This is a genomic window from Dryocola clanedunensis (assembly GCF_038405435.1).
GTDB lineage: Bacteria > Pseudomonadota > Gammaproteobacteria > Enterobacterales > Enterobacteriaceae > Dryocola > Dryocola clanedunensis_A.
This window is the reverse complement of the sequence record NZ_JBBYHZ010000004.1, coordinates 393977-417100: the sequence shown is the minus strand read 5'-3', so window position 1 is coordinate 417100 and position 23124 is coordinate 393977. Positions and strand designations below refer to the sequence as shown.

The following is a 23124-nucleotide window of genomic DNA, read 5'->3' as shown; positions in this document are numbered from 1 at the left end:
TAAGTTGGGCAAGCGTCATCCGCCGTAATAAAATTATGCCACAGCGGTTTCGTGCTGCTGGGCTTTCAGCCAGGCGATCTCTTCGGCCCAGATATCCGGATTGGTCGTTTCCAGAATCAGCGGGATGCCGTCGAAGCGGCTGTCGCGCATCAGCCACGCAAAAGGCGTATGGCCAATGTTACCTGCGCCCAGGCTGTTGTGGCGGTCAACCCGGCTGCCGAATTCGCTTTTGGCATCGTTCAGGTGCATGCCGCGTAAATACTGGAAGCCGACGATGCGTTCGAATTCGCTGAACGTTCTCTCGCAGTCCTCTTCGGTCCGCAGATCGTAGCCCGCCGCAAACGCGTGGCAGGTGTCAATGCAGACGCCAACGCGGGATTTGTCCTCCACGCCGTCGATAATCGCCGCCAGATGTTCAAAGCGGAAGCCCAGATTGCTGCCCTGGCCCGCGGTGTTTTCGATAACCGCCACCACGTCTTTGGTTTTATCCAGCGCGATGTTGATGGACTGGGCAATTTTCGCCAGGCACTCTTCTTCAGGAATTTGCTTCAGGTGGCTGCCTGGGTGGAAGTTCAGCAGCGTCAGCCCGAGCTGTTCGCAGCGCTGCATCTCATCCAGAAACGCCTCGCGGGATTTTTCCAGCGCCTCTTCAACCGGATGGCCCAGGTTAATCAGATAGCTGTCGTGAGGCAGGATCTGGCCTGGCCCGTAGCTGTACTTTTCGCAGGCGCGTTTGAAGTTGCTGATGACTTCATCGGTGAGCGGCGCAGCCCGCCATTGACGCTGGTTTTTAGTAAACAGGGCAAAAGCGGTAGCGTCCAGTTCGTGGGCGCGAACGGCGGCGTTTTCTAATCCGCCCGAGGCGCTGACGTGCGCTCCAATAAACTTCATCTTTGTTTCTCCTGTCAAAACCCGCTACCGGGAAAACGCAATGATAGCGGGTTAGCAGGTAAATTTCTCTCATCAGGCCATTAAATGGTGGATGCCCAGGTTAATGGCCGCGCCGCCGACGATCAGCCAGATGAACAGCACCAGCGCCATCAGCAGAGGACGCACCCCGGCTTTCTTCAGCGCGCCAATGTGGGTGGTCAGGCCCAGCGCCGCCATCGCCATCGCCAGCAGGAAGGTATCCAGCGTTACCAGCGCGTTCACCAGGCCTGCGGGCAGCAGGTGGAACGAGTTGAACATGGCGACCACGATGAACAGCACGGCGAACCACGGGATGGTGATTTTGCTCGCCTGTGCCGCACCAGCCGGAGCAAGCTGCTTAACGCGCGCCGCAAGGAAAATCAGGAACGGTGCCAGCATCATGACGCGCAGCATTTTGGCGATCACCGCCGCGTTCTCCGTTTCCGGGCTGATGGCATGGCCCGCAGCAACAACCTGCGCAACTTCATGCATGGTCGAGCCGGTATAAATCCCGAAGGTTTCAGGCGTAAACCACTGGGTGACGAACGGATAAATCATCGGGTAGATGAATATCGCCAGCGTCCCGAAGATAACCACGGTCGCTACGGCCACGGTGACTTTGCTGGCCTCCGCTTTGACTACGGGTTCGGTGGCCAGAATCGCTGCCGCACCGCAGATGCTGCTGCCCGCGCCAATCAGCCAGCTGGTTTGTTTATCCAGCCCAAACACCTTCTGCCCAAGCCAGCAGGCGAGGGTAAAGGTGCTGGTCAGGGTCAGAATGTCGATGATAATACCGCTGGCGCCGACGTCGGCGATTTGCGAAAACGTCAGACGGAAGCCATAAAGAATAATCCCCAGGCGCAGCAGATGCTGCTTAGCGAACAGCACGCCGCCGTCGCACTGCTGCCAGATTTTTGGGTACAGGGTATTACCGACGACCATGCCGCATAAAATAGCCAGCGTCAGCGCGCCCAGCCCAAGCCCGGCAACGGACGGGATATTGCCCATCCACAGAGCAAATGCAGTAATGATACCGGTCAGCGCCAGCCCTGGCAGGAAATGCCGCAGGGTGTGACGCGGTGCGGGAATAGTGTGTGCAGTCATAGCCTTCTCCTTTGTGATGGCAAAAGGATAGGGCGGGCTGGCTTAAAAATAAAATTGATTATATATTTATAATCAATCGAAATAAGTGTTAAGGCGAAACGCAATGCACATCACGCTGCGGCAGTTAGAAGTTTTTGCTGAGGTATTAAAAAGCGGCTCTACCACCCAGGCCTCGCAGATGCTGGCCCTGTCGCAGTCCGCCGTCAGCGCGGCGCTATCCGATCTGGAAGGGCAGCTTGGCGTTCAGCTGTTTGACCGCGTGGGCAAGCGGCTGGTGGTGAACGAGCACGGAAGGCTGCTTTACCCGCGCGTGGTGGGCCTGCTCGAGCAGGCAGGAGAAATAGAACAGCTCTTCCGCGAAGCCAACGGCGCGATTCGCGTCTACGCCAGCAGCACCATCGGCAACTATATTCTGCCGGAGATGATCGCCCGCTATCGCCGTGATTTCCCGGCGCTGCCGCTGGAGATGAGCGTCGGCAACAGCCAGGACGTGATCAATGCGGTGGCGGATTTCCGCGTCGATATCGGCCTGATCGAAGGCCCAAGCCATATGACCGAGCTGGTCACCGAACCCTGGCTGGAGGACGAGCTGGTCGTCTTTGCGGCACCTTCAGCCCCATTGCTGAAAGAGCCTGTAACCCTCGAGTCGCTGGCGAAGCAGCAGTGGATCCTGCGCGAGAAAGGCTCAGGCACGCGTGAAATCGTGGACTACCTGCTGCTCTCCCATCTGCCGCAGTTCCATCTGGGCATGGAGCTGGGCAATTCGGAGGCCATCAAACACGCGGTGCGCCACGGCCTTGGCATCAGCTGCCTGTCCCGCCGGGTAATCCAGGAGCAGCTGGAAACCGGCTCGCTGGTGGAGGTCGAGGTGCCATTGCCCAAACTTAAGCGCACGCTTTACCGCATCCATCATCGCCAGAAGCATATCTCGAATGCTTTGCAGCGTTTTTTGCGCTACTGCGAGGAATCGGTTTAACCCCCATCCGGTGAAGCCTCGCGCTCCTTCGTCGGCAGCGTGAAGCTGAAACAGCTGCCGTGGGGAACGTTCGGCTGCGCCGTCAGCCTGCCCTGGTGCCGTTCGATAATGGAATGGCTGATGGTCAGCCCCATCCCCATGCCCTGCGCCTTAGTGGTGTAAAACGAATCAAAAACCCGCTCCCGGACTTCAGGAGGCAGGCCCGTGCCGTTGTCCGTAACGTGCAGGGCCACCGAGGCCTCATCGGGGTTACCGGTGACTATGCGCAGCGTGCGGGTGCGGCCAGAGACATCGGCCATCGCCTCCACGGCGTTGATCACCAGGTTGATGAGCACCTGCTGGATCTGCACGCTGTCGGCAAAAATAAAGCTCCTGTCGGCCTTCAGTTCGTACTCCACGGCCACCCTTCGTTGTTCAATTTCGCTGCGCGACAGCGTCATAATGTGGCGCACCAGGTAGTGCAGGTCGATGCGGCAGAAGTGGGATTCCCGCTTGCGCGTCAGGGCCTGGATGCTGCGGATTATCTCCCCCGCGCGCTGGCCTTCCGCGACGATTTCCTCCAGTCCGGCGCGAATATTATCGTGTCTGATTGGGTCGTGATTCAGCCAGCGCAGGCTGGCCCCCGCGTTCGAGACTATCGACATCAGAGGCTGATTAATCTCGTGGGCGATGGAAGAGGTAAGCTGGCCGACGGTGGTCGCGCGGGACACGCGGGCCAACTCCGCCTGGGCCACCCTGACGGCATCTTCCGCCTGCCGCTGCGTGGTGATATCGGTGATGGTGCCGTAATATTCGTAGATCTCGGTGCCTACCCCCACCGGGCTGCCGATGCCCAGAATGTAGCGCATGTTTCCCTGGGCATTCACGATGCGAAATTCTGCCTGTAGCGTCAGCCCGTCGCGCACCCCGTCGGTGACCACTTCGCTGACGCGCAGATAGTCGTCCGGGTGGACGAAGGTCAGAAATTCCGCCATGGAAATCATCTTCTGCTTCTCCGGCAGGCCGAGGATGCGGGCGTACTCTTCGGACATGAACATCAGGTCCTGCTCAATCTCCCAGCGCCAGCTGCCGGTATGGCTGATCTGCTCCCCCAGCATCAGCGAGGTCTGGCTTGCGCGCAGCTCTTTTTCCACCCGGCGGCGCTGAATGTTCTCCTCCAGCAGCTCGGCATACAGCCGGGCCGTTTCAAGGGAGACGGCGGCGTGCGCCCCGAGCAGGCTGACGACCTTAGAGTGCTCGGCGGTAAAGACCTCGGGCATCAGGCGATTTTCCAGATACAGCACCCCGACCAGCCGTGCACCCTTAAACATCGGCACGCAGAGCACCGCTGCGCCGGAGGTCACCAGATAGGGGTCCTGCGAGAAGGGGCTGAACTCTTCGGGTTTTCCGGTACGGATCTCCTGCCCGGTACGGATCACCGCCGCCAGCACCGACAGCGGCATATCGCTCGCCATCGGCATATCCCTGAGGATGCGCACCCGCACGCCGTCGCTGCTGGTCAGCGCGCTCGCTTCTACCTGGGGAATATTGTTGTCCAGCACGCGAATCAGCAGCCCGCGCTGTGCTCCGGCCCGCTCCAGCAGCATGGTCATCAGGATCTCAATTAATCGTTCAAGATTGATCTCCTCCGAGAGCGCGCGGGAGGCTTTGATCACGCTTTGCAGATCGCGAATCTCTTCGTTCTGGGCGAAGGCGATGGTGTCGTAGGGGGTCGCTGGCGCCACGGAAACCAGATGGGGATAGGCCTGCATGAGCTGGTTCACCTTCGCCTGCGCGCCGATGCGCCCCCAGGCCGCCATCGCGCCGCGAAAATGCGCGTCCGCCGCCGTGTGGTAGCCGCAGCTTGAGGCAAAGCGTCCGGCAAGCTCGTGCGCCAGCGCGTTGCCGGGGTTGAATCCCGCTTCACGGGAGAGCCGCACGGCTTTTTCGTACTGTTCCAGGGCAATGCTGTTCATGCCGTCAAGACGAACAATCTCCGCGTAGACCAGCGCTTCTTTATCGGCGAACGTCTCAGGGTTAATGCGCGCCCAGAGGGCAATCTTGTGGTGGTGGGTTTCCAGCCTGCGCCGGTGTTTCGCGGTGAAGGTTTCCGGCGTCAGCTGCACGGTGAGGGTCAGGGCGCTGTAGAGGTGCAGATCCAGCTGATGGATGTGTCCGGGGGCCGACCAGGCGAAAGAAGCGGCCTGGTCCAGCGCGTTCTGCGCCTGCGGGTAGCTGCCGGAGATGAAGTGCGCCATGCCACGGTACAGCCAGAACCAGAAGATAAGCGTCGACATCTGCTGCGGAGCCTGTTCGGGCGCCACGGGCAGCAGGCTGTCGGGCAGCGCCTCCGCGCTTTCCCAGCTGCCCACCGGCGGTTTTCTGAGGTAGTCCACGTAGTGGCGCTGAAGCAGCAGGATGCGCTCCACGTCCTGGAACTGGGTTTTGCGCACGAAGGCCAGCCCGCGCTCGACGCTGGTCAGCACGTTATCCAGGTGATCGCCACGGCTTAAAAAGTTGATCACCTGATGGCAGGCGGCAAACGAGGCGATGGTTAAATCGCCGTGGGTGACCGCCGCCGTGAAGCAGGCTTTCGCGCATTCGGTGGTATAGGAGAGCGGCTGCGTCCAGACGCTGAGCTGGTCAAGCGGCAGCAGGGTTTTGGCTTCGCAGGCGCTGAAGCCGTGGCGCTCGACTAATTCACGGGCCTGCCGGGCATACCTGAAGCCCAGCCGGTACTCGGCGTAGCGTTCGCCAATCAGCACGCCGAACCAGCCCATTGCGGAGGTTGAAGCTCCGGTCACGCCGCGCTCAAGCGTAAGGTGCAGCATCTGGCACAGCAGCATGAAGTGCAGGTGCGGGTTGCTGAAGCTGGCGAAGATGCTGGCGCTGGACAGCAGGTTCATCACCGCTTCCGTTTCGGGATGGGCCATCTCCGGCAGGTGGGCAAACACCGCCGCCGGGTTATCGCCGATGCGATTGTTGAGCGCCTCCCAGGCCGCGTTGCATCCGCTGGCATCAGGATGGCGGTCGATGGAAATCCCGGAAACGGACAGCCAGCACAGGGTGGTTTCCAGCGCCAGCTGGTTGTCGGACTGGCGCATGTGAATTTCTGCCAGCAGGTTGGCGGCGGCGACTTTCTCCGTCATCCCGCCGGGGGAGCCCAGCAGCCGATCGCAAAGCTGGCGGGCGGCGGCGAGGTTGCCGAGTAAAAACTCGCACTCGGCTTCCTCCAGCTCCAGCCGCAGGTCGGCAGCGTTTTCGGCAGCGCCGCCCTCCAGCGCCCTTGCGGTCTGCAGATAGCGCAGCGCCGACAGGTAATCGCCGGTCCGCCTGGCCCGCTGCGCCGCCAGCATGCTCAGCTCGCGGAACATTTTGCGCTGCGCGGGCGGCTGAACGCAGTCTATCGCCGCCGAGACGTGGTGGATGGCGCGGAACAGCATTTCGTTGCCCGCTGCCAGCCGGGAGGCCTCCGCCATAATGCTGGCGGTGGTGAGATGCAGACGGCCTTTTTCGGCGCTGTCCAGCAGGGCAAAAGCCGCCTCCTGCACCTTGTCGTGGGTAAAGGCCCAGCCGTCCGTCGACAGGGTAAGCAGCTGCGCCGTGACGGCAGGATGCAGCTGATAGCGGATATCGGCATCGGAGATGCTCAGCACGCGGCTGACGGTATCCAGCTCGCCCCGGCTGCCGAGGCAGGCGAGGCTTCCCAGCAGCCTGCGGGTCTCCGGCGGCATTTTCTCCAGTTGCTGAAGCACCAGGCTGACGACGTTTTCGGTGTAATGGCGCGCCCGGATCGCCGCCAGATCGTAGTGCCATTTCCCCTGGTATTTGCTGTGGGTAACCAGCCCGTCCTCCACGATGCGCTTGAAGAACTCGTGCAAAAAGAGCGGATTACCGCCTGTTTTCTCATGGATCAGTCTGGCAAGGTCCGGGGTGTCCGCCGAGCGCTGCTGGAAAACATCCGCCAGCCAGCGGGCGATGGCCTTCACCGACAGCGGGGCTGGGGCAATCGCCTTTAGCCGCTGCGCGGCCCCGGACAGCTGTTCCAGCGCGCCGGAAACTCCGCTCTTGTCTGGCGCTGCGCCTTCCCGCAGGGCAATGACCATCAGCAGCGGCAGCGCGGCGCTGTTTTTCAGGATAAATGTCAGGACGTGCAGGCTGGCGGTGTCAATCCAGTGCAGATCGTCTATCAGCAGGATCAGCGGGCAGCCCGGCGTGGCAAAGGTAGTGACCAGGTTCAGCACCATATGATCAAATCTCGCCCTGGCATCCGTCGACAGCGGATCGGGCGCGCGGTGGGACTTCGCGTCAATCAGCAGCCCCAGTTCGGGAACAAGATTAATCGCCAGCCCCTCGTAGCCTTCAAGGGCGCGCGAGAGGCGCATCTTCCATACCGCAACTTCTTCAGCGGGCAGGCCGAGCAGGGTCAGCGTCAGCGAACGGAACGCAGAAGTCAGCACGCCGTAAGGCAGCGAAGCGGAAAACTGATCGACCTTGCCTATGGCGAGCAGAGCATGCCTGTTCTGCAGCTCCTTCAGGGCTGAGGCAATCAGGGAGGACTTACCGATCCCGGACGGACCGCCGATCGCCACCAGCAGGTGATTACCGCTTTGATTAACCTCGTCGAAGGCCGCGACAAGCTCCCGCGACTGCGGATGCGCGGTGTACAGCGTGTCGGTGAGATGCACCTCCGGGGAAAGATCCTGTAACCCCGGCGTAAAAGGCGGGATGTCGCTGTTTTCGTCGAGCGTGGCCTGGCAGCGGCGCAAATCCGCCACCAGGCCATCCACGGTCTGGTAACGGTTATCCGGCGACTTGGCGAGCAGGCGCAGAATGATGCCGGAAAGCATCACCGGAATCGTGTTTCTGACGAGATGCGGCGGGCGGGGTTCAGAGGCGATGTGATGATGCGCCCACTCGGCCAGCCCCCCGGCGCTCAGGTCGAAGGGCAGCGTCCCCGTCAGCAGCTCGTACAGCACAATGCCGAGGCTATAAAGATCGCTGCGGCTGTCCACCGGCCGCTGGGTGCGGTTGGTGTGCTCCGGTGACATATAGGCAAGCGTGCCGCCGGAGAAAGCGAGCCGGGCCTGCTTCAGCTCTTTCGAGGTGCCGGTAGTCAGGCCGAAGCCCGCGAGGCGGCAGGCGGCGTCGCCGTTGAGAAAGATATGGCCAGGCTTGATGTCGCCGTGAATCAGGTTACGCATGTGCATCAGGCGCAGCGGATGGCAAATGCGGATGGCCAGCGCCAGGAAGCTGGCGATGCAGCTCATCGGCTGGCCCGTCACCCGCGTCAGCGGTTCGAAGGAGAAGGTCGGATAAACCAGGGCGTAGCGGCCGCGATACTGGGTGCAGGCTGCGGGCTTCACGGCCCAGGCGCTGGACAGCCAGGGGCGCAGCGCAAACTCATTTTTTAGCAGCTGCGTCGCGTCCGGCTCCGCCTCATCGCTCACGGCGGTCGCCAGAATAAAGGCTCCGTCTGAAAAGGGGTGCCTGCCGTTCATCCAGGCGATGCTGCCTTCTCTGATAAGCGACGTAAAAATCACGTCGTCCCTGAAGGAAAATAGCTGCCCTTCCTGAAGGTCGGCAAGAACGGCACGGTCGGACGGGGTCGGCTTGTTATTCATTAGGGGGTCTCACGCGATGCGTTCTTATTATGTTTTACCGGGTCTTAGCTCGTTCTGAATATGGTTCAGCAGCTGCTCAATGTCGATGGGCTTACGTAAAAAAGCAGCGGCGCCCTGCTCAAGAGCGTACCGCTGCATTTGCTCGTCGCCGTGGCCGGAGATAAAAATGACCGGCGCAGCGGAGGCGGCGTGAGTTTTCATATGGTTGAAGAGTTCGAAGCCGCTCATGCCTTTTAGCTTGATATCAATCACGAGCAGCGCGGCGTCCGCCAGCGCGCCGGGATCGGCCAGTAGCGCCTCGGCGGAGGCAAAGCAGGCCGTTGAATAGCCGTCGGAGCGCAGCAGGTTGCTCAACCCGCTGCGTACGGAAGGTTCGTCATCGACAATGGCAATACGCTGCGGCAGCGTCATCGGGTCATTCCTCTCACCGGTCATCGCTGGAGCTTGCGGCCCTCGGCGTCTGACGTGGCGACTGCGGGCGGCGGGGTGCCGCTGATTTTAGGCACGCATTCGTGGCGGAACCAGGCGAGGGTCAGCGGCTGGCGGCTGAAAAGCCTGCGGGCTATCGGGATAATTTGCTCCCCAACCAGCATGCCGAATAAGCCGAGCAGGGCGATAACCGGCGGTGCCGGTGAATGAATATCCGCCGCGGCGTAAAGCGCGCCGGCCAGCAGGCCAACGGCCAGAGAAACAAGCCATGTCTTCATTATTTACCTCTTTCGGCGCAGGTCGCGGACGGCAGCTGACAGCTTTGCTGCGCCGCCGTCTGTACCGGCCTGAGCATTTCGGAAGTCAGATGCTCACCGGCCAGCATGCCCAGCAGGCCCACCAGCGCGACGGCGGGCGGAGCCGGTGAACGGACCTTCAGCAGGGCGTACAGCAGGCCAATTACCACGCCCGCGAACAGGGATAGCAGTCCTGCACTCATCTTAATTCTCCACAGGGCAGGCTGACCGGTTTGCTGCCGGTCAGCGGAGCGGATTAGCGCGCGGCTACCGCAGCGAGAGTGGTGTGCTCACTCTTCTGGCGGGAAGGGGCTTTGTGCACCATGGTATAGGCATAATCAACGCCCATACCGTAAGCGCCGGAGTGTTCGCGAACGATGTCCATCACGGCGTTGTAGGTCTCTTTGTGCGCCCAGTCGCGCTGCCACTCCAGCATCACCTGCTGCCAGGTTACCGGGATCACGCCGGCCTGGATCATGCGCTGCATGGCGTAATCATGGGCTTCTTTGGAGGTGCCGCCGGAGGCGTCCGCCACCATGTAAATTTCATAGTCGCCTTCCAGCATGGCGCACAGGGCGAAGCTGTTGTTGCACACTTCCGTCCACAGGCCGGAGACCACGACTTTCTTCTTGCCGTTTGCCGCCAGCGCGTCGCGGACCTTCTGGTCGTCCCAGGAGTTCATTGAGGTGCGCTCAAGGATATCTTTGCCGGGGAACACGTCCAGCAGCTCGGGATAGGTATTGCCCGAGAAGCTCTCGGTTTCAACGGTGGTAATAATCGTCGGAATATTAAAGACCTTAGCGGCCTTCGCCAGGGCGACGGTGTTGTTTTTCAGCACCTGGCGGTCGATGGACTGCACGCCAAAGGCCATCTGGGGCTGCTGATCGATAAAAATCATCTGACAGTTGGCAGGCGTGAGGACTTCAAGCTTAGAGGTTGTCATAAAATTACCCGTTGGTATGAGGTTAAAAGTATCAAAACCGCCGCGCTTCTGGCGCAGCGACAGCCGGGACAGCCGCCGTGAATGAAGGCTATCGACGGGCTGAATGGTAGGTCGGCCAGCCGGGTAAAACTATTATCTGATGGTATAACTATCCTCAGGTATAACTATACTTTGGTATAACTATCCCTTTGTATAACTAGTCTTTTCTGACCCTCATTCACATACTCACCTCCATTCACGTGGCCCGTTGCGGCCCGTATTCTTCTCCGGGAGGGCGGCTGCCCGAACCGGAAACCTGAGAGTGGAGGATGTATGGTTGCGCTGGGCAAAGCTGATTTAATTCTGGTTAACGGGCAGTTTCACACCGTCGACCGCGAAAACCCGCTGGCGGAAGCGGTGGCGATCCGCGACGGAAAGTTTATTGAAGTGGGCACCACCGCCGAGGTGATGCAGCACCACGACGAAGGGACGAAGGTAGTCGACCTTAAGGGGCACGCGGCCATTCCGGGGCTTAACGATTCGCACCTGCACCTGATTCGCGGCGGCCTGAATTACAACCTTGAGCTGCGCTGGGAGGGCGTGCCGTCGCTGGCCGACGCGCTGCGGATGCTGAAAGAGCAGGCGCTGCGCACGCCTTCGCCGCAGTGGGTTCGCGTGGTGGGCGGCTGGACGGAGTTCCAGTTTGCCGAACGCCGCATGCCGACGCTGGATGAAATTAACGAGGCCGCGCCGGAGACGCCCGTTTTCATTCTGCATCTCTATGACCGTGCGCTGCTGAACCGCGCGGCGCTGAAGGTTGTGGGCTACACCAAAGACACGCCAAACCCGCCGGGCGGTGAGATCCAGCGCGACGGCAACGGCAACCCGACCGGGATGCTGATTGCCCGCCCTAACGCGATGATCCTTTACTCTACCTTAGCCAAAGGGCCGAAGCTGCCGCTGGAGCAGCAGATTAACTCCACCCGCCAGTTTATGCGCGAGCTGAACCGCCTGGGGCTGACCAGCGCCATCGACGCGGGGGGCGGCTTCCAGAACTACCCGGAAGATTACGAGGTGATAGCCGAACTTCACCAGAAGAAGCAGATGACCCTGCGCATCGCCTATAACCTGTTTACCCAGCGCCCCGGCCACGAGCTGGAAGATTTCGAAAAGTGGACCGACATGCTGACGCCGGGCCAGGGCAGCGACTACTTCCGCCACAACGGCGCGGGCGAGATGCTGGTCTTTTCCGCCGCCGACTTCGAAGATTTCCTCGAGCCGCGCCCGGATCTTGCGCCGGGTATGGAGGACGAGCTGGAGCGCGTGGTGCGCCATCTGGTGGAACACCGCTGGCCGTTCCGCCTGCACGCCACCTACGACGAATCCATCAGCCGCATGCTGGACGTGTTTGAAAAGGTTAACCGCGATATTCCGTTCAACGGCCTGCACTGGTTCTTTGACCACGCCGAGACCGTCACCCAGAAAAATATCGACCGTATTAAGGAGCTGGGCGGGGGCATTGCCGTTCAGCACCGCATGGCATTCCAGGGCGAATATTTTGCCGAGCGTTACGGTATCGAAGCGACCCGCCACACGCCGCCGGTTGCCCGCATGCTGGAAACCGGCGTGCCGGTGGGGCTGGGAACGGATGCTACCCGCGTAGCAAGCTATAACCCGTGGACGGCGCTGTACTGGCTGGTGTCCGGGCGCACCGTCGGCGGCATGCAGATGTATGACGTCAACGCGCGGCTGGATCGCGAAACCGCGCTGATGCTCTGGACCCAGGGCAGCGCGTGGTTCTCCAGCGAACAGGGCAAAAAAGGGCAGATCAAAAAAGGGCAGCTGGCGGACATGGCGGTGCTCAGCCAGGACTATTTCCGCGTCCGCGAAGAAGAGATCAAAGGCATCGAATCCGTGCTGACGGTCGTTGACGGCAATATTGTCTATGCCGCAGGCGCGTTCGGGCCGCTGTCGCCGCCGTCGATTCCGGTCCTGCCGGAGTGGTCGCCGGTGGTTAACGTCCCGGGGCACTATCGTGCCGCGCCGCCTGTGGCTAGCCGGGCTGGCATGATGCCCCAGGCGCACCACTGTTCCGGCCCGTGTGGCGTGCATACTCATAATCACGATCTCGCCCGCGGCGCAGGCGTACCCGTTGCGGATGATTCTGCATTCTGGGGCGCGCTCGGCTGCAGCTGCTTTGCGTTTTAATCATGAAGAGTTCATCGAACGTCTCTTTCCCGCCCCGGATCGACCTTGGGCTGTTCTTCCTGCGCCTGGCGGGGAGCCTGCTGCTGCTTTACGTGCACGGGCTGCCGAAGGTGTTTCACTTCAGCGAAGAGCTGACGCGCATCGAGGATCCTTTCGGCATGGGGCCGTACATGAGCCTGCTGCCCGCTATTTTCGCCGAGGTCATCTGCCCGCTGTTTATTATCGTCGGCTACCGGGCGCGCCTGGCCTGCCTGCCGATCATCGCCGTGCTGCTGGTGGCGATGCTGGTGGTGCATCCCGGCTGGAGCGTTGCCGAAGGGCAGTTCGGCTGGCTGCTGCTCATCATCTTTACCACGCTTGCGCTAACCGGACCGGGAGGCTGGCGTATTGGCGCGGACAGACGACAGGAGTGGCGGTATGGCAACGGTAAATGAGGTTCACCACGTCAGCGCCGAGGCGCTGACGGAGGCGGGCGGAGTAACAGGTTCCCCCTGGCAGCCGCTGCGCCAGCGGGTGTTCCGCATGCTGTGGATAGCCACCGTCGTCTCCAACATCGGTTCATGGATGAACGATGTGGGCATGAACTGGACGATGCTCACGCTCAGCGCCGACCCGCTGTCCGTGGCGATGATCCAGGCGGCCAGCAGCCTGCCGATGTTTCTCTTCGCGCTGCCGTCCGGGGTGATGGCGGATATTGTTGACCGACGTAAATACCTGCTGTTTTCCCAGCTGTGGACCTTAATCGCCGCCGTCGGGCTGACGCTGCTGTCGGTGGCGGGGCTGGTGACGCCTGCCGTACTGCTGATCGCCGCCTTTTTGATGAGCACCGGGGCGGCCATGAGCTCCCCGCCTTTTCAGGCGATCGTGCCGGATCTGGTGAGCAGACAGGATTTGGGCGCGGCCATCGCGCTGAACTCGCTGGGGATTAACATCAGCCGCGCCATCGGCCCGGCGCTGGGCGGGCTGATCCTCTCTTTTGCCGGAGCCTGGGTCGTGTTCGCCCTGAACGCGGTGTCGGTGCTGGGCGTGGCCTGGGTGCTGTACCGCTGGAAAACCGAACCCGCCGTCCAGCGGCTGCCCGCGGAAAACTTTTTCTCCGCCGTGCGCGCCGGGGTGCGCTACGTTCACGCCGCGCCGGTGTTGCGAAACGTGCTGGCCCGCACCGTCGCCTTTTTCCTGTTTGGCAGCGCGGGCTGGGCGCTGTTGCCGCTGGTTGCCCGCCGCGAGCTGGGCCTTGGCCCCGGCGGCTACGGCATCATGCTGGCCTCTATCGGGCTGGGCGCGATTTTCGGCGCGGTGATGCTGCCGCGTTTGCGCACGCATTTTAATCCTGACCGTCTGATGGTGCTGGCAAGCCTGATGTTTGCCGCCACCATGCTCGCTCTGGCCTTCGTGCGGCATTTCTGGCTGCTTAACGCCTGCGAGTTTTTTACCGGATTTTCCTGGATTGCGGTGCTCTCGACGCTCAACCTCGGCGCCCAGCGCAGCGCGGCTAAGTGGGTGAAGGCCCGCGCGCTGGCGGTTTATCTCACCGTTTTCTTCGGGTCGATGACCCTGGGCAGCGCCCTGTGGGGCCAGATCGCCTCCCACTACGGCATCGCGGCTTCGCTTTGCGCGGCGGCCCTGGGCATGGTGCTCGGCAGCGCCACCGTCCTTCGCTGGCGGCTGAATAAAGACCCGGATCTTAATCTTGAGGCCAGCAGCGACAACCTGGCGGCAATCGAGCTGGACGTCCGCCTGGATCGCGGTCCGGTGATGGTGAGCTACGAATATCTCATCAGGCCGGAAGACGCCCGTGGCTTTACGGTCTGCATGCAGGATATGCGCCGCGTGCGGCGGCGGGGCGGGGCGATGAGCTGGTCGGTGTATGAGGACATTCTGCAGCCGGGCATCTTCGTCGAAACCTTTCTGGTCGGCTCGTGGGTTGAGCACCTGCGCCAGGAAGAGCGCTACACCATGAACGACCGGAAAATTGAACGCCGCGTCCAGCTTTATCACCAGGGCGAAGCTCGTCCCGTGGTGCGTTATCTGGTGGCTCCGGCCTGACTCGCCGGGGCGCCGACCTGTTCACAACACACACCAACATAGGGGTACACCATGAGCACCATCAAAACCAAAGACGGCACGCAGATTTATTACAAAGACTGGGGAACGGGAAAGCCGGTGCTGTTCAGCCACGGCTGGCCGCTGGATGCGGATATGTGGGACAGCCAGCTTAACTATCTGGCCGAGCGGGGCTACCGCGTTATCGCCTTCGACCGCCGTGGCTTTGGTCGTTCAGAGCAGCCGTGGACGGGCTATGACTATGATACGTTCGCGTCGGATATTAACGACCTCATCACCCAGCTCGATCTGCGTGAGGTGACGCTGGTCGGCTTCTCCATGGGCGGCGGGGACGTGGCGCGCTATATCGGCCGCTACGGCAACGAGCGCCTTGCGGGCCTGGTACTGCTGGGGGCGGTGACGCCGGTATTTGGTAAAAGCGCCGCCAACCCGAACGGCGTTGACCTTTCGGTGTTCGAGGGTATCCGCGACGGGTTGCGCAAAGACCGCGCGCAGTTTATCAGCGACTTTGCCGCGCCGTTTTACGGCACCAACGCGGGCCAGACGGTGTCCGAGGGCGTGCTGACCCAGACGCTGAATATCGCGCTTCTGGCCTCCCTGAAGGGGACGATTGACTGCGTCACGGCGTTCTCGGAAACCGACTTCCGCGACGATCTGGCGAAAGTAGATGTGCCGACGCTGGTGATCCACGGCAGCCACGATCAGATCGTGCCGTTCGAGACGACGGGCAGGGCGGCGGCCGAGGCGATTCGCGGAGCGGAGCTGAAGGTGTATGAGAATGCGCCGCACGGCTTCGCGGTGACGCACCAGGAGCAGCTTAATCAGGATCTGCTGGCCTTCCTGCAGGCACGTTAATCAGAATGAGGGCAGGGCGCACGAGGCCCTGCCTTTACTCCAGCCGACGGGACTTCAGGAAGCTTTGGCTTTATTGATATTCAGGCGTTCGGCGTGGCGCACTAAATCAGCCAGCGAACGCACCTGCATTTTATCCATCACCCTGCGGCGATGGACCTTCACCGTGATTTCGCTTACCCCCAGCTCGGCGGCAATTTGCTTGTTCAGCAGTCCCTGAATCGTCAGCGCCAGCACCTCCTGTTCGCGCGGAGTGAGGGTCAGATGGCGCTGCTTAAGGCTGTGAAAATCCCGCAGCCGATCCGAGTTTTCCGCCGCCAGCGTCAGCGCTTCCTGCACCGCGCGGAGCAGATCGTCGGCGTTGACCGGCTTGGTCAGAAACTCACAGGCTCCGGCTTTCATCGCCTGCACCGAGAGGGGAATGGTGCCGTAGCCGGTGAGAAAGATGATCGGCATTTCCCGCCCGCAGGCCTTCAGCGCCTCGACTACCTCAAGCCCGTCCCTGTCGGGCATCTGCATATCTAAAATCACGCAGCCGGGCAGGTCGGCGAAGGGGTGGGCAAGAAAGGCGTCGGCGGAGGCGAAATCAGCGGCGCTGTAGTCCGCCGAGTCCAGCAGCCGGACAATCGATTGCCTGACCGACTGGTCATCATCAACGACATAAACGATGTGGTCCATAATCTTCCTCAGTGGCCAGGCCTGGCAGGCGCTGCTGCGCAAACTGCGGGCACAGCATCAATCAGTCAGACCGCATGGGGTGACTGAAATGATTAACGTCATGAATATATGATAATAACATAATAATTATCATTACCAACTAAATCAGCAGGATATATCCGATCGGATTAACAGGCGTTGCTAAGTTATATCAGCGGCTTTGCTGCGATCCGCTTTATTGCACCGGGCTCAGAATAAGCAGGAAAGGATGTCAAAAATAAGACAGCCCTGAAGCCGCGCGAGGCCGCTGTCTAAAAGATAGCCAGAAATGCGGGTAAAGCCACCGATAAGTGCTTTACTTATAATCCGCCGTCGATCATGAAGCTCTCTTATAACCCGTCATTTACGCTATATGTCGCGGGTTGTTTTGCTACAATCTCGCCTCATTTTTTGGATGGACCGCAATATTCTATGGTTTCTCAAGATAAAACCACACAAGCGCCTGGCTTACGTCGTGAGCTAAAAGCGCGCCACCTGACGATGATCGCCATTGGCGGCTCCATCGGCACGGGGCTTTTTGTCGCCTCTGGGGCGACCATTTCTCAGGCGGGCCCCGGCGGCGCGCTGTTGTCCTACATGCTCATCGGCCTGATGGTCTACTTCCTGATGACCAGCCTGGGCGAACTGGCTGCCTATATGCCGGTCTCCGGCTCCTTTGCGACCTATGGTCAGCAGTACGTAGAAGAAGGCTTCGGCTTCGCGCTGGGCTGGAACTACTGGTACAACTGGGCGGTGACCATCGCCGTTGACCTCGTGGCCTCGCAGCTGGTGATGAACTACTGGTTCCCGGACACCCCGGGCTGGATCTGGAGCGCGCTGTTCCTCGGCATCATGTTCCTGCTCAACTACATCTCCGTAAAAGGCTTTGGCGAAGCGGAATACTGGTTCTCACTGATCAAGGTGACCACCGTCATCATCTTTATTGCGGTTGGCGTACTGATGATCTTCGGCATTTTCAAAGGCGAGCAGCCTGCGGGCTGGAGCAACTGGTCGATTGGCGATGCGCCGTTCGCGGGCGGCTTCTCGGCGATGATTGGGGTGGCGATGATAGTCGGCTTCTCCTTCCAGGGTACCGAGCTGATTGGTATTGCCGCGGGCGAGTCTGAAGATCCCGGCAAGAACATTCCCCGCGCGGTGCGTCAGGTATTCTGGCGTATCCTGCTGTTCTACGTGTTCGCCATCCTGATTATCAGCCTGATCATTCCTTATACCGATCCGAGCCTGCTGCGTAACGACGTGAAAGACATCGGCGTCAGCCCGTTCACCCTGGTCTTCCAGCACGCTGGCCTGCTGTCAGCGGCGGCAATCATGAACGCCGTGATCCTGACCGCGGTGCTGTCTGCGGGCAACTCCGGCATGTATGCGTCCACCCGTATGCTTTACACCCTGGCGTGCGATGGCAAAGCGCCGCGTATCTTCTCTAAGCTTTCTAAAGGCGGCGTACCGCGTAACGCGCTCTATGCAACCACCGTGATTGCCGCGCTGTGCTTCCTGACCTCCATGTTCGGCAACCAGACCGTTTACCTGTGGCTGCTTAACACCTCGGGGATGACCGGGTTCATTGCCTGGCTGGGCATTGCCATCAGCCACTACCGTTTCCGTCGCGGCTACGTGAAGCAGGGCTACGACATTAAAGATCTGCCGTACGTCTCCGGCTTCTTCCCGCTGGGGCCAATGTTCGCCTTCGTGCTGTGCCTGATCATCACGCTGGGCCAGAACTACGAAGCATTCCTGGCCGATACCATAGACTGGGGCGGCGTCATGGCGACCTATATCGGCATCCCGCTGTTCCTCGCCATCTGGTTCGGCTACAGGATCACCAAGGGCACGCGTTTCGTGAAGTACAGCGAAATGACCTTCCCGGCAAGCGTTAAGAAATAAGCTTTACCGGTGAAAAAGGGCGCGATTTTCGCGCCCTTTTCTTTACCCCTCTCTCCATCATTCCCCCCTCCGTAGTAAATATTAACAATTCAATTGATAATCATTATCATTTAATTTATGGTGTCGGCAGTTTTTTAGCACGACCGCAGCCGCCCGCCAAAGTAGCGGATGGCGCAGCAAGGAATGTGAGCGCATTCAACGTAAGACTTTGTTGTATTTACCTCATGGAGAGAAAAGGAATGTTAAGGTTGAATCCCATCGTCCGGGGAGGACTGTGCGCGTCGGTTATCACGCTGGCGTTTCCAGCCGCAGCGGTTGAGCGCGAAGAGAGTCGTGAAGACACCGTGGTTGTGACCGCTTCAGCGACCGAACAAAACCTCAAAGATGCCCCCGCCAGTATCAGCGTAATCACGCAGGAAGACCTGCAAAAGAAACCGATTCAGAACCTGAAAGACGTGCTCCAGGAAGTGCCCGGCGTGCAGCTGACCAACGAGGGCGATAACCGCCAGGGCGTCAGCATTCGCGGCCTGAGCAGCAGCTATACGCTGATCCTGGTGGATGGCAAGCGGGTCAACTCCCGCAACGCCGTCTTCCGCCACAACGACTTCGACCTCAACTGGATCCCGGTGGATGCCATTGAGCGTATCGAAGTGGTGCGCGGCCCGATGTCCTCCCTGTACGGTTCCGATGCGCTGGGCGGCGTGGTGAATATTATCACCCGCAAAGTGGGCAAGGCGTGGCACGGCACCGTCTCTCTGGATTCAACCATTCAGGAAAACCGCGATCGCGGTGATGCCTATAACGGCAACTTCTTTACCAGCGGGCCGCTGATTGACGACCTGCTGGGCGTAAAAGTGTACGGCAACCTCGGCAAGCGTGAAAAAGATAAGCAGGAGCCGTCCGATACGGCCGCTTCTGGCGAAACGCCGCGCATTGAAGGCTACACCACGCGCGGCGCCAGCACGGAGTTCACGCTGACGCCAACGGATAATCAGGAAGTTCTTTTTGGCTACGGCTTTGACCGCCAGGACCGCGATTCCGACTCGCTGAACAAAAACCGCATGGAGCGCCAGGACTACTCTCTTTCCCACAACGGCCGCTGGGACTACGGTAATACCGAGCTGCGCTTCTACGGCGACAAAGTGGATAACCTGAACCCCGGCAACAGCGATCCTATTACCGCCCGCAACAACAGCGTTGACGGCAAGCTGACCCTGCCGCTGGGCGAGATTAACCAGCTGCTGACCTTCGGCGGCGAATGGCGTCACGATAAGCTCACCGACCCGGTTAACCTGACCGGCGGCAGCAGTTCCGCCACCTCCGCCAGCCAGTACGCCCTGTTTGTGGAAGACGAATGGCGCATCTTCGAGCCGCTGTCATTGACCACCGGCGTGCGCATGGACGATCACGAAACCTACGGCGACCACTGGAGCCCGCGTGCGTACCTGGTCTATAGCGCGACCGATACCGTTACGGTAAAAGGCGGCTGGGCGACGGCGTTTAAAGCGCCTTCTTTGTTGCAGCTTAGCCCGGACTGGAGCAGCAACTCCTGCCGCGGCAGCTGTAAGATTATCGGCAGCCCGGATCTGAAGCCGGAAACCAGCGAAAGCTTCGAGCTGGGCCTGTACTTTGCCGGTGACGAAGGGATTTTAGACGGCGTAACGGGCAGCGTGACCGCCTTCCAGAACAACGTCGACGATATGATTGGCATCAACCGTACCGCCAGCAGAACGGAAGCGCCGACTTACCCGAACTTCGTTGGTTTCGACAGCAACGGCAATCCGATCTTTAAATACTACAACGTCAACAAGGCGCGCATTCGCGGCGTGGAAACCGAAGTGAAAGTGCCGTTCAGCGACCAGTGGAAGCTGACGCTGAACTACACCTATAACGACGGGCGCGATCTCAGCGACGGCGGCAACAAGCCGCTGCAAAACATGGGGTTCCATACCGCCAACGGAACCGTTGACTGGGTGCCGGTGGATGACTGGTCATTCTACGTTTCGGCTAACTACACCGGCGAGAAGCGTGCGTTAACGCAGAATGCTGCAACGCCTGGCGGCTACGTTATCTGGAATACCGGCGCGGCGTGGAAAGCGACGAAAAACGTCAAGCTTCGCGCGGGCGTGCTGAACCTGCTGGACAAAGACCTGAACCGCGACGACTACAGCTATAACGAAGACGGTCGTCGTTACTTCGCGGCGGTGGATTACTCGTTCTGATTTTCCCGGACTCTCTCCCATTGGGGGGAGAGTCCATAGGGCGGATAAGCATCAGCGTCATCCGCCGGGTTCAGAATGCTAAGCCAGATGCTCCGCGTGGAACCGTAAATGGTCCTCCACGAAGGAAGCAATAAAATAGTAGCTATGGTCGTAGCCCGGCTGAACGCGCAGGGTTAACGGCCAGTTTTTTTGCCTTGCCACTTCGGCAAGCTGGGCGGGCTGCAGCTGATCCGCCAGGAACTGATCCGCATCACCCTGATCGATTAAGGTCGGGATCGCATCCGCCGGATCCGCCGCCATCAGCAGGCAGCAGCTGTCCCACTTCTGCCACTCGCTTTCGTTATTGCCCAGATAGGCTGCAAACGCTTTTTGCCCCCACGGCACGCGGGTTGGGTTGACGATAGGCGCGAACGCGGAAACGGAACGGAAGCGGCCCGGATTTTTTAACGCGATGCTTAACGCGCCGTGTCCGCCCATGGAATGGCCGAAAATGGAGGCCTTTTCGCTGATGCTGAAGTTGTCGGCGATCAGCGCGGGCAGCTCGTCACAAATATAATCATACATGCGGAAATGCTCCGCCCACGGCTGTTCGCTGGCGTTCAGATAGAAGCTCGCGCCCTGGCCCAGGTCGTAGCTCTCGTCGTTAGGCACGCCGTCGCCGCGGGGGCTGGTGTCCGGCATGACAAGCACGATCCCCAGCTCTGCCGCCACGCGCTGTGCGCCTGCTTTGGTGGTGAAGTTTTCATCGTTGCAGGTCAGGCCTGAAAGCCAGTAGAGGACGGGTGGGGGCGTGGTGCGCGGCGACGGCAGAAAAATACTGAACGTCATTGGGCAGTTGAGTAGCGCCGAATCATGGCGCCAGCGCTGCTGCCAGCCGTCAAAACAGCGATGTTCTTCGAGGAGTTCCATCCAGAGGTTCCTTAATTATATTCAGTATCGTTGAACAATTTTCACTTCAACCCAGTCTAGCTATGCTGCATCATGCTGACAACGGTATTGTAACAATTGAGGTCGGTGTGGCGGCACGTATCGCGTTAACGGGTTTTCTGGTGCTGGTGGTGGCGATGGGCATAGGCCGCTTTGCTTTCACCCCACAGGTGCCGCTGATGATGTCAGAAGGTCAGCTTACCTTAACCAGCGCGGGACTGGTCGCCGCAATCAACTATTTAGGTTATCTGGTCGGCGCGTGGGATGCCATGCGCGCGCATCGCCGCGTAGAGCTCCGCCTGATGGCCGGGGTGTGGGGAGCCGCTATTCTGACGCTGCTTTCTGCCACCGTCGATTCCGCGCTCTGGCACGCGGTTATACGCTTTCTGGTTGGCTGGGCGAGCGGCTGGGCAATGGTGCTGGTGGCCGCCTGGAGCAACGAACAGCTGGCGCGGCTGGGTAAGCCGGGCTTAAGCGCCGCGGTGTTCGCCGGGCCGGGGGCAGGGATCTTCATCAGCGGCCTGCTGGCGACAGGGATTCATAGCCTGAATCTTACCGCCCGGGAGGCCTGGCTGGTGTATGGCGTTCTGGCGCTTGTCCTGGTGCTCCTTATTGCGCGCAATCTGCCCCGGAAAGGGGAGCTGCACCGTCCTGAAACTGCGCCGGAGCCGCTGGTGCTGAACGCGCCGCTTAAACGTCTGGTCTGGAGCTACAGCCTCGCCGGTTTCGGCTATATTCTGCCCGCTACCTTCCTGTCGCAGATGGCGGCGGCCCGCTTCCCGGCCAGCGTCTTTGCGCAGTTCGCCTGGCCTATTTTCGGCGGGGCAGCGGTGGTGGGCATCGCCATCGGCATTGCCACGCGCCATCTGCTGCACAGCAATCAGCGCCTGGCTCTGGTGCTCTGGCTGCAGGCGGTCGGGGTCTTCGCCTCTGATTTAGTGCCCGGCATGACGGGCCTGGTGCTGGGGGCCGTGCTGGTCGGCGGCGGGTTCCTCTGCGCGGTACAGCTTTCGCTGCAGTATGGCCGCGAAATGGCACCGCAACACACGAGATACCTGGCCGGGTTGCTGACCACGGGCTACGCCATCGGTCAGCTTATCGGGCCTGCATTATCCGCATTATCAACGGCTTTAACACATCAGCTGGAACCGGCGCTGTACGTCGCCGGGGCAGCATTACTTATCGGCGGCGCGCTGGTCTGGAAAAGGTATTGACGATTTCAATAATTATCCCCGCCGCCACTGGATTATGCGAGCGCGCTCACGCACAATGAGCGCACACTTTGTCCCACGTAGGGCAGAGGTCAGCCACACCTGCAGGAGAAAAAACGACATGCCATCATTAAGTCACGAAGCCGCTCTCGTTCACGAGGCCCTCGTTGCGCGCGGGCTGGAAACGCCGCTGCGTCCGCCGGTTCGTGAAATGGACAACGAAACCCGCAAGCGCGAGATTGCCGGACATATGACGGAAATCATGCATTTGCTGAATCTGGATCTGAGCGACGACAGCCTGATGGAGACGCCGCACCGCATCGCCAAAATGTATGTCGATGAGATTTTCTCCGGCCTGGATTACGCGAACTTCCCGAAAATTACCGTCATCGAGAACAAGATGAAGGTTGATGAGATGGTGACGGTGCGTGATATCACCCTGACCAGCACCTGCGAACACCACTTCGTGACCATCGACGGAAAGGCCACCGTGGCCTATATCCCGAAAGAGACGGTGATTGGCCTGTCGAAGATTAACCGCATCGTGCAGTTCTTCGCCCAGCGCCCGCAGGTTCAGGAGCGCTTAACCCAGCAGATCCTGATTGCCCTGCAAACTCTGCTTGGCACCAACAATGTGGCGGTATCTATTGATGCAGTCCATTACTGCGTGAAGGCTCGTGGGGTGCAGGACGCGACCAGCGCCACCACCACCACCTCGCTGGGCGGGCTGTTTAAATCCAGCCAGAACACGCGCCAGGAGTTCCTGCGCGCCGTTCGTCATAGCTAACTGTTAAACGGGCAGG

At 60.3% G+C, this 23124-nt stretch carries 18 protein-coding genes; 9 read left to right on the top strand and 9 right to left on the bottom strand.

The features are described from left to right. Nucleotides 1–33 precede the first annotated feature (33 nt). Nucleotides 34–891: a deoxyribonuclease IV gene (gene nfo, locus AAE045_RS12485; protein ID WP_455548001.1), complete on the bottom strand. Its 858-nt coding sequence runs from the start codon at nucleotides 889–891 to the stop codon at nucleotides 34–36. A 72-nt stretch (nucleotides 892–963) separates the two neighbouring features. After that, nucleotides 964–2013 (bottom strand): YeiH family protein, encoded by a 1050-nt coding sequence (locus AAE045_RS12480; protein ID WP_455548000.1) that lies wholly within the window; start codon nucleotides 2011–2013, stop codon nucleotides 964–966. A 103-nt stretch (nucleotides 2014–2116) separates the two neighbouring features. Between AAE045_RS12480 and yieE the strand changes: the two genes are divergently transcribed. Continuing rightward, entirely contained in the window at nucleotides 2117–2989 is an 873-nt protein-coding gene (gene yieE / locus AAE045_RS12475) for a DNA-binding transcriptional regulator YeiE (RefSeq protein ID WP_455547999.1), read from the top strand. Here yieE and AAE045_RS12470 read toward each other — a convergent pair. From AAE045_RS12470 to AAE045_RS12450, 5 genes are read right to left on the bottom strand one after another with little or no spacing between them, the layout of a single operon-like run. Next, on the bottom strand, nucleotides 2986–8592 hold the full coding sequence (locus AAE045_RS12470) for an AAA family ATPase (protein ID WP_455547998.1): 5607 nt from the start codon (nucleotides 8590–8592) through the stop codon (nucleotides 2986–2988). The genes yieE and AAE045_RS12470 overlap by 4 nt on opposite strands. A gap of 27 nt (nucleotides 8593–8619) precedes the next feature. Beyond that, nucleotides 8620–9003: a response regulator transcription factor gene (locus tag AAE045_RS12465; RefSeq protein ID WP_455547997.1), complete on the bottom strand. Its 384-nt coding sequence runs from the start codon at nucleotides 9001–9003 to the stop codon at nucleotides 8620–8622. A 20-nt stretch (nucleotides 9004–9023) separates the two neighbouring features. Continuing rightward, nucleotides 9024–9299 carry a DUF1427 family protein gene (locus AAE045_RS12460; RefSeq protein WP_202303244.1) on the bottom strand — a complete coding sequence of 92 codons (276 nt, stop codon included), beginning with the start codon at nucleotides 9297–9299 and terminating at the stop codon, nucleotides 9024–9026. Continuing rightward, nucleotides 9299–9520 carry a DUF1427 family protein gene (locus tag AAE045_RS12455; RefSeq protein ID WP_455547996.1) on the bottom strand — a complete coding sequence of 74 codons (222 nt, stop codon included), beginning with the start codon at nucleotides 9518–9520 and terminating at the stop codon, nucleotides 9299–9301. Before AAE045_RS12455 ends, AAE045_RS12460 begins: the two co-directional genes overlap by 1 nt. A gap of 53 nt (nucleotides 9521–9573) precedes the next feature. Then, entirely contained in the window at nucleotides 9574–10260 is a 687-nt protein-coding gene (locus AAE045_RS12450; RefSeq protein ID WP_202302942.1) for a hydrolase, read from the bottom strand. Nucleotides 10261–10572: 312 nt separating this feature from the next. Here AAE045_RS12450 and AAE045_RS12445 point away from each other — a divergent pair, with 312 nt between their 5' ends. From AAE045_RS12445 to AAE045_RS12430, 4 genes are read left to right on the top strand one after another with little or no spacing between them, the layout of a single operon-like run. After that, nucleotides 10573–12447 carry an amidohydrolase gene (locus tag AAE045_RS12445; protein WP_202302940.1) on the top strand — a complete coding sequence of 625 codons (1875 nt, stop codon included), beginning with the start codon at nucleotides 10573–10575 and terminating at the stop codon, nucleotides 12445–12447. Nucleotides 12448–12449: 2 nt separating this feature from the next. Further along, a complete protein-coding gene (locus tag AAE045_RS12440) occupies nucleotides 12450–12881 on the top strand; it encodes a DoxX family protein (RefSeq protein ID WP_202302938.1) in 432 nt (143 codons plus the stop codon). Next, nucleotides 12865–14493, top strand: coding sequence for an MFS transporter (locus AAE045_RS12435; protein ID WP_455547995.1), 1629 nt, complete (start codon nucleotides 12865–12867; stop codon nucleotides 14491–14493). Before AAE045_RS12440 ends, AAE045_RS12435 begins: the two co-directional genes overlap by 17 nt. Nucleotides 14494–14544: 51 nt before the next feature. After that, nucleotides 14545–15366, top strand: coding sequence for an alpha/beta fold hydrolase (locus AAE045_RS12430; RefSeq protein WP_202302934.1), 822 nt, complete (start codon nucleotides 14545–14547; stop codon nucleotides 15364–15366). Nucleotides 15367–15420: 54 nt separating this feature from the next. Here AAE045_RS12430 and AAE045_RS12425 read toward each other — a convergent pair whose 3' ends face one another. Beyond that, nucleotides 15421–16041 carry a response regulator transcription factor gene (locus tag AAE045_RS12425; protein WP_202302932.1) on the bottom strand — a complete coding sequence of 207 codons (621 nt, stop codon included), beginning with the start codon at nucleotides 16039–16041 and terminating at the stop codon, nucleotides 15421–15423. A 450-nt stretch (nucleotides 16042–16491) separates the two neighbouring features. Here AAE045_RS12425 and AAE045_RS12420 point away from each other — a divergent pair, with 450 nt between their 5' ends. Together AAE045_RS12420 and cirA are read left to right on the top strand one after the other, a co-directional pair. Beyond that, on the top strand, nucleotides 16492–17961 hold the full coding sequence (locus AAE045_RS12420; RefSeq protein WP_455547994.1) for an amino acid permease: 1470 nt from the start codon (nucleotides 16492–16494) through the stop codon (nucleotides 17959–17961). 239 nt (nucleotides 17962–18200) lie between these two features. Next, nucleotides 18201–20183, top strand: a complete 1983-nt coding sequence (cirA, locus tag AAE045_RS12415; RefSeq protein ID WP_455547993.1) for a catecholate siderophore receptor CirA — start codon at nucleotides 18201–18203, stop codon at nucleotides 20181–20183. Between the two features lie 78 nt (nucleotides 20184–20261). Here the strand turns inward: cirA and fghA are convergent, their stop codons facing one another. Continuing rightward, nucleotides 20262–21092 (bottom strand): S-formylglutathione hydrolase, encoded by an 831-nt coding sequence (gene fghA / locus AAE045_RS12410; RefSeq protein WP_455547992.1) that lies wholly within the window; start codon nucleotides 21090–21092, stop codon nucleotides 20262–20264. A 107-nt stretch (nucleotides 21093–21199) separates the two neighbouring features. Here fghA and AAE045_RS12405 point away from each other — a divergent pair, with 107 nt between their 5' ends. Together AAE045_RS12405 and folE are read left to right on the top strand one after the other, a co-directional pair. Continuing rightward, nucleotides 21200–22324, top strand: a complete 1125-nt coding sequence (locus AAE045_RS12405) for a YbfB/YjiJ family MFS transporter (RefSeq protein ID WP_455547991.1) — start codon at nucleotides 21200–21202, stop codon at nucleotides 22322–22324. Between the two features lie 118 nt (nucleotides 22325–22442). After that, nucleotides 22443–23108 (top strand): tunnelling fold family protein, encoded by a 666-nt coding sequence (gene folE / locus AAE045_RS12400; RefSeq protein WP_455425158.1) that lies wholly within the window; start codon nucleotides 22443–22445, stop codon nucleotides 23106–23108. Nucleotides 23109–23124: the final 16 nt, after the last annotated feature.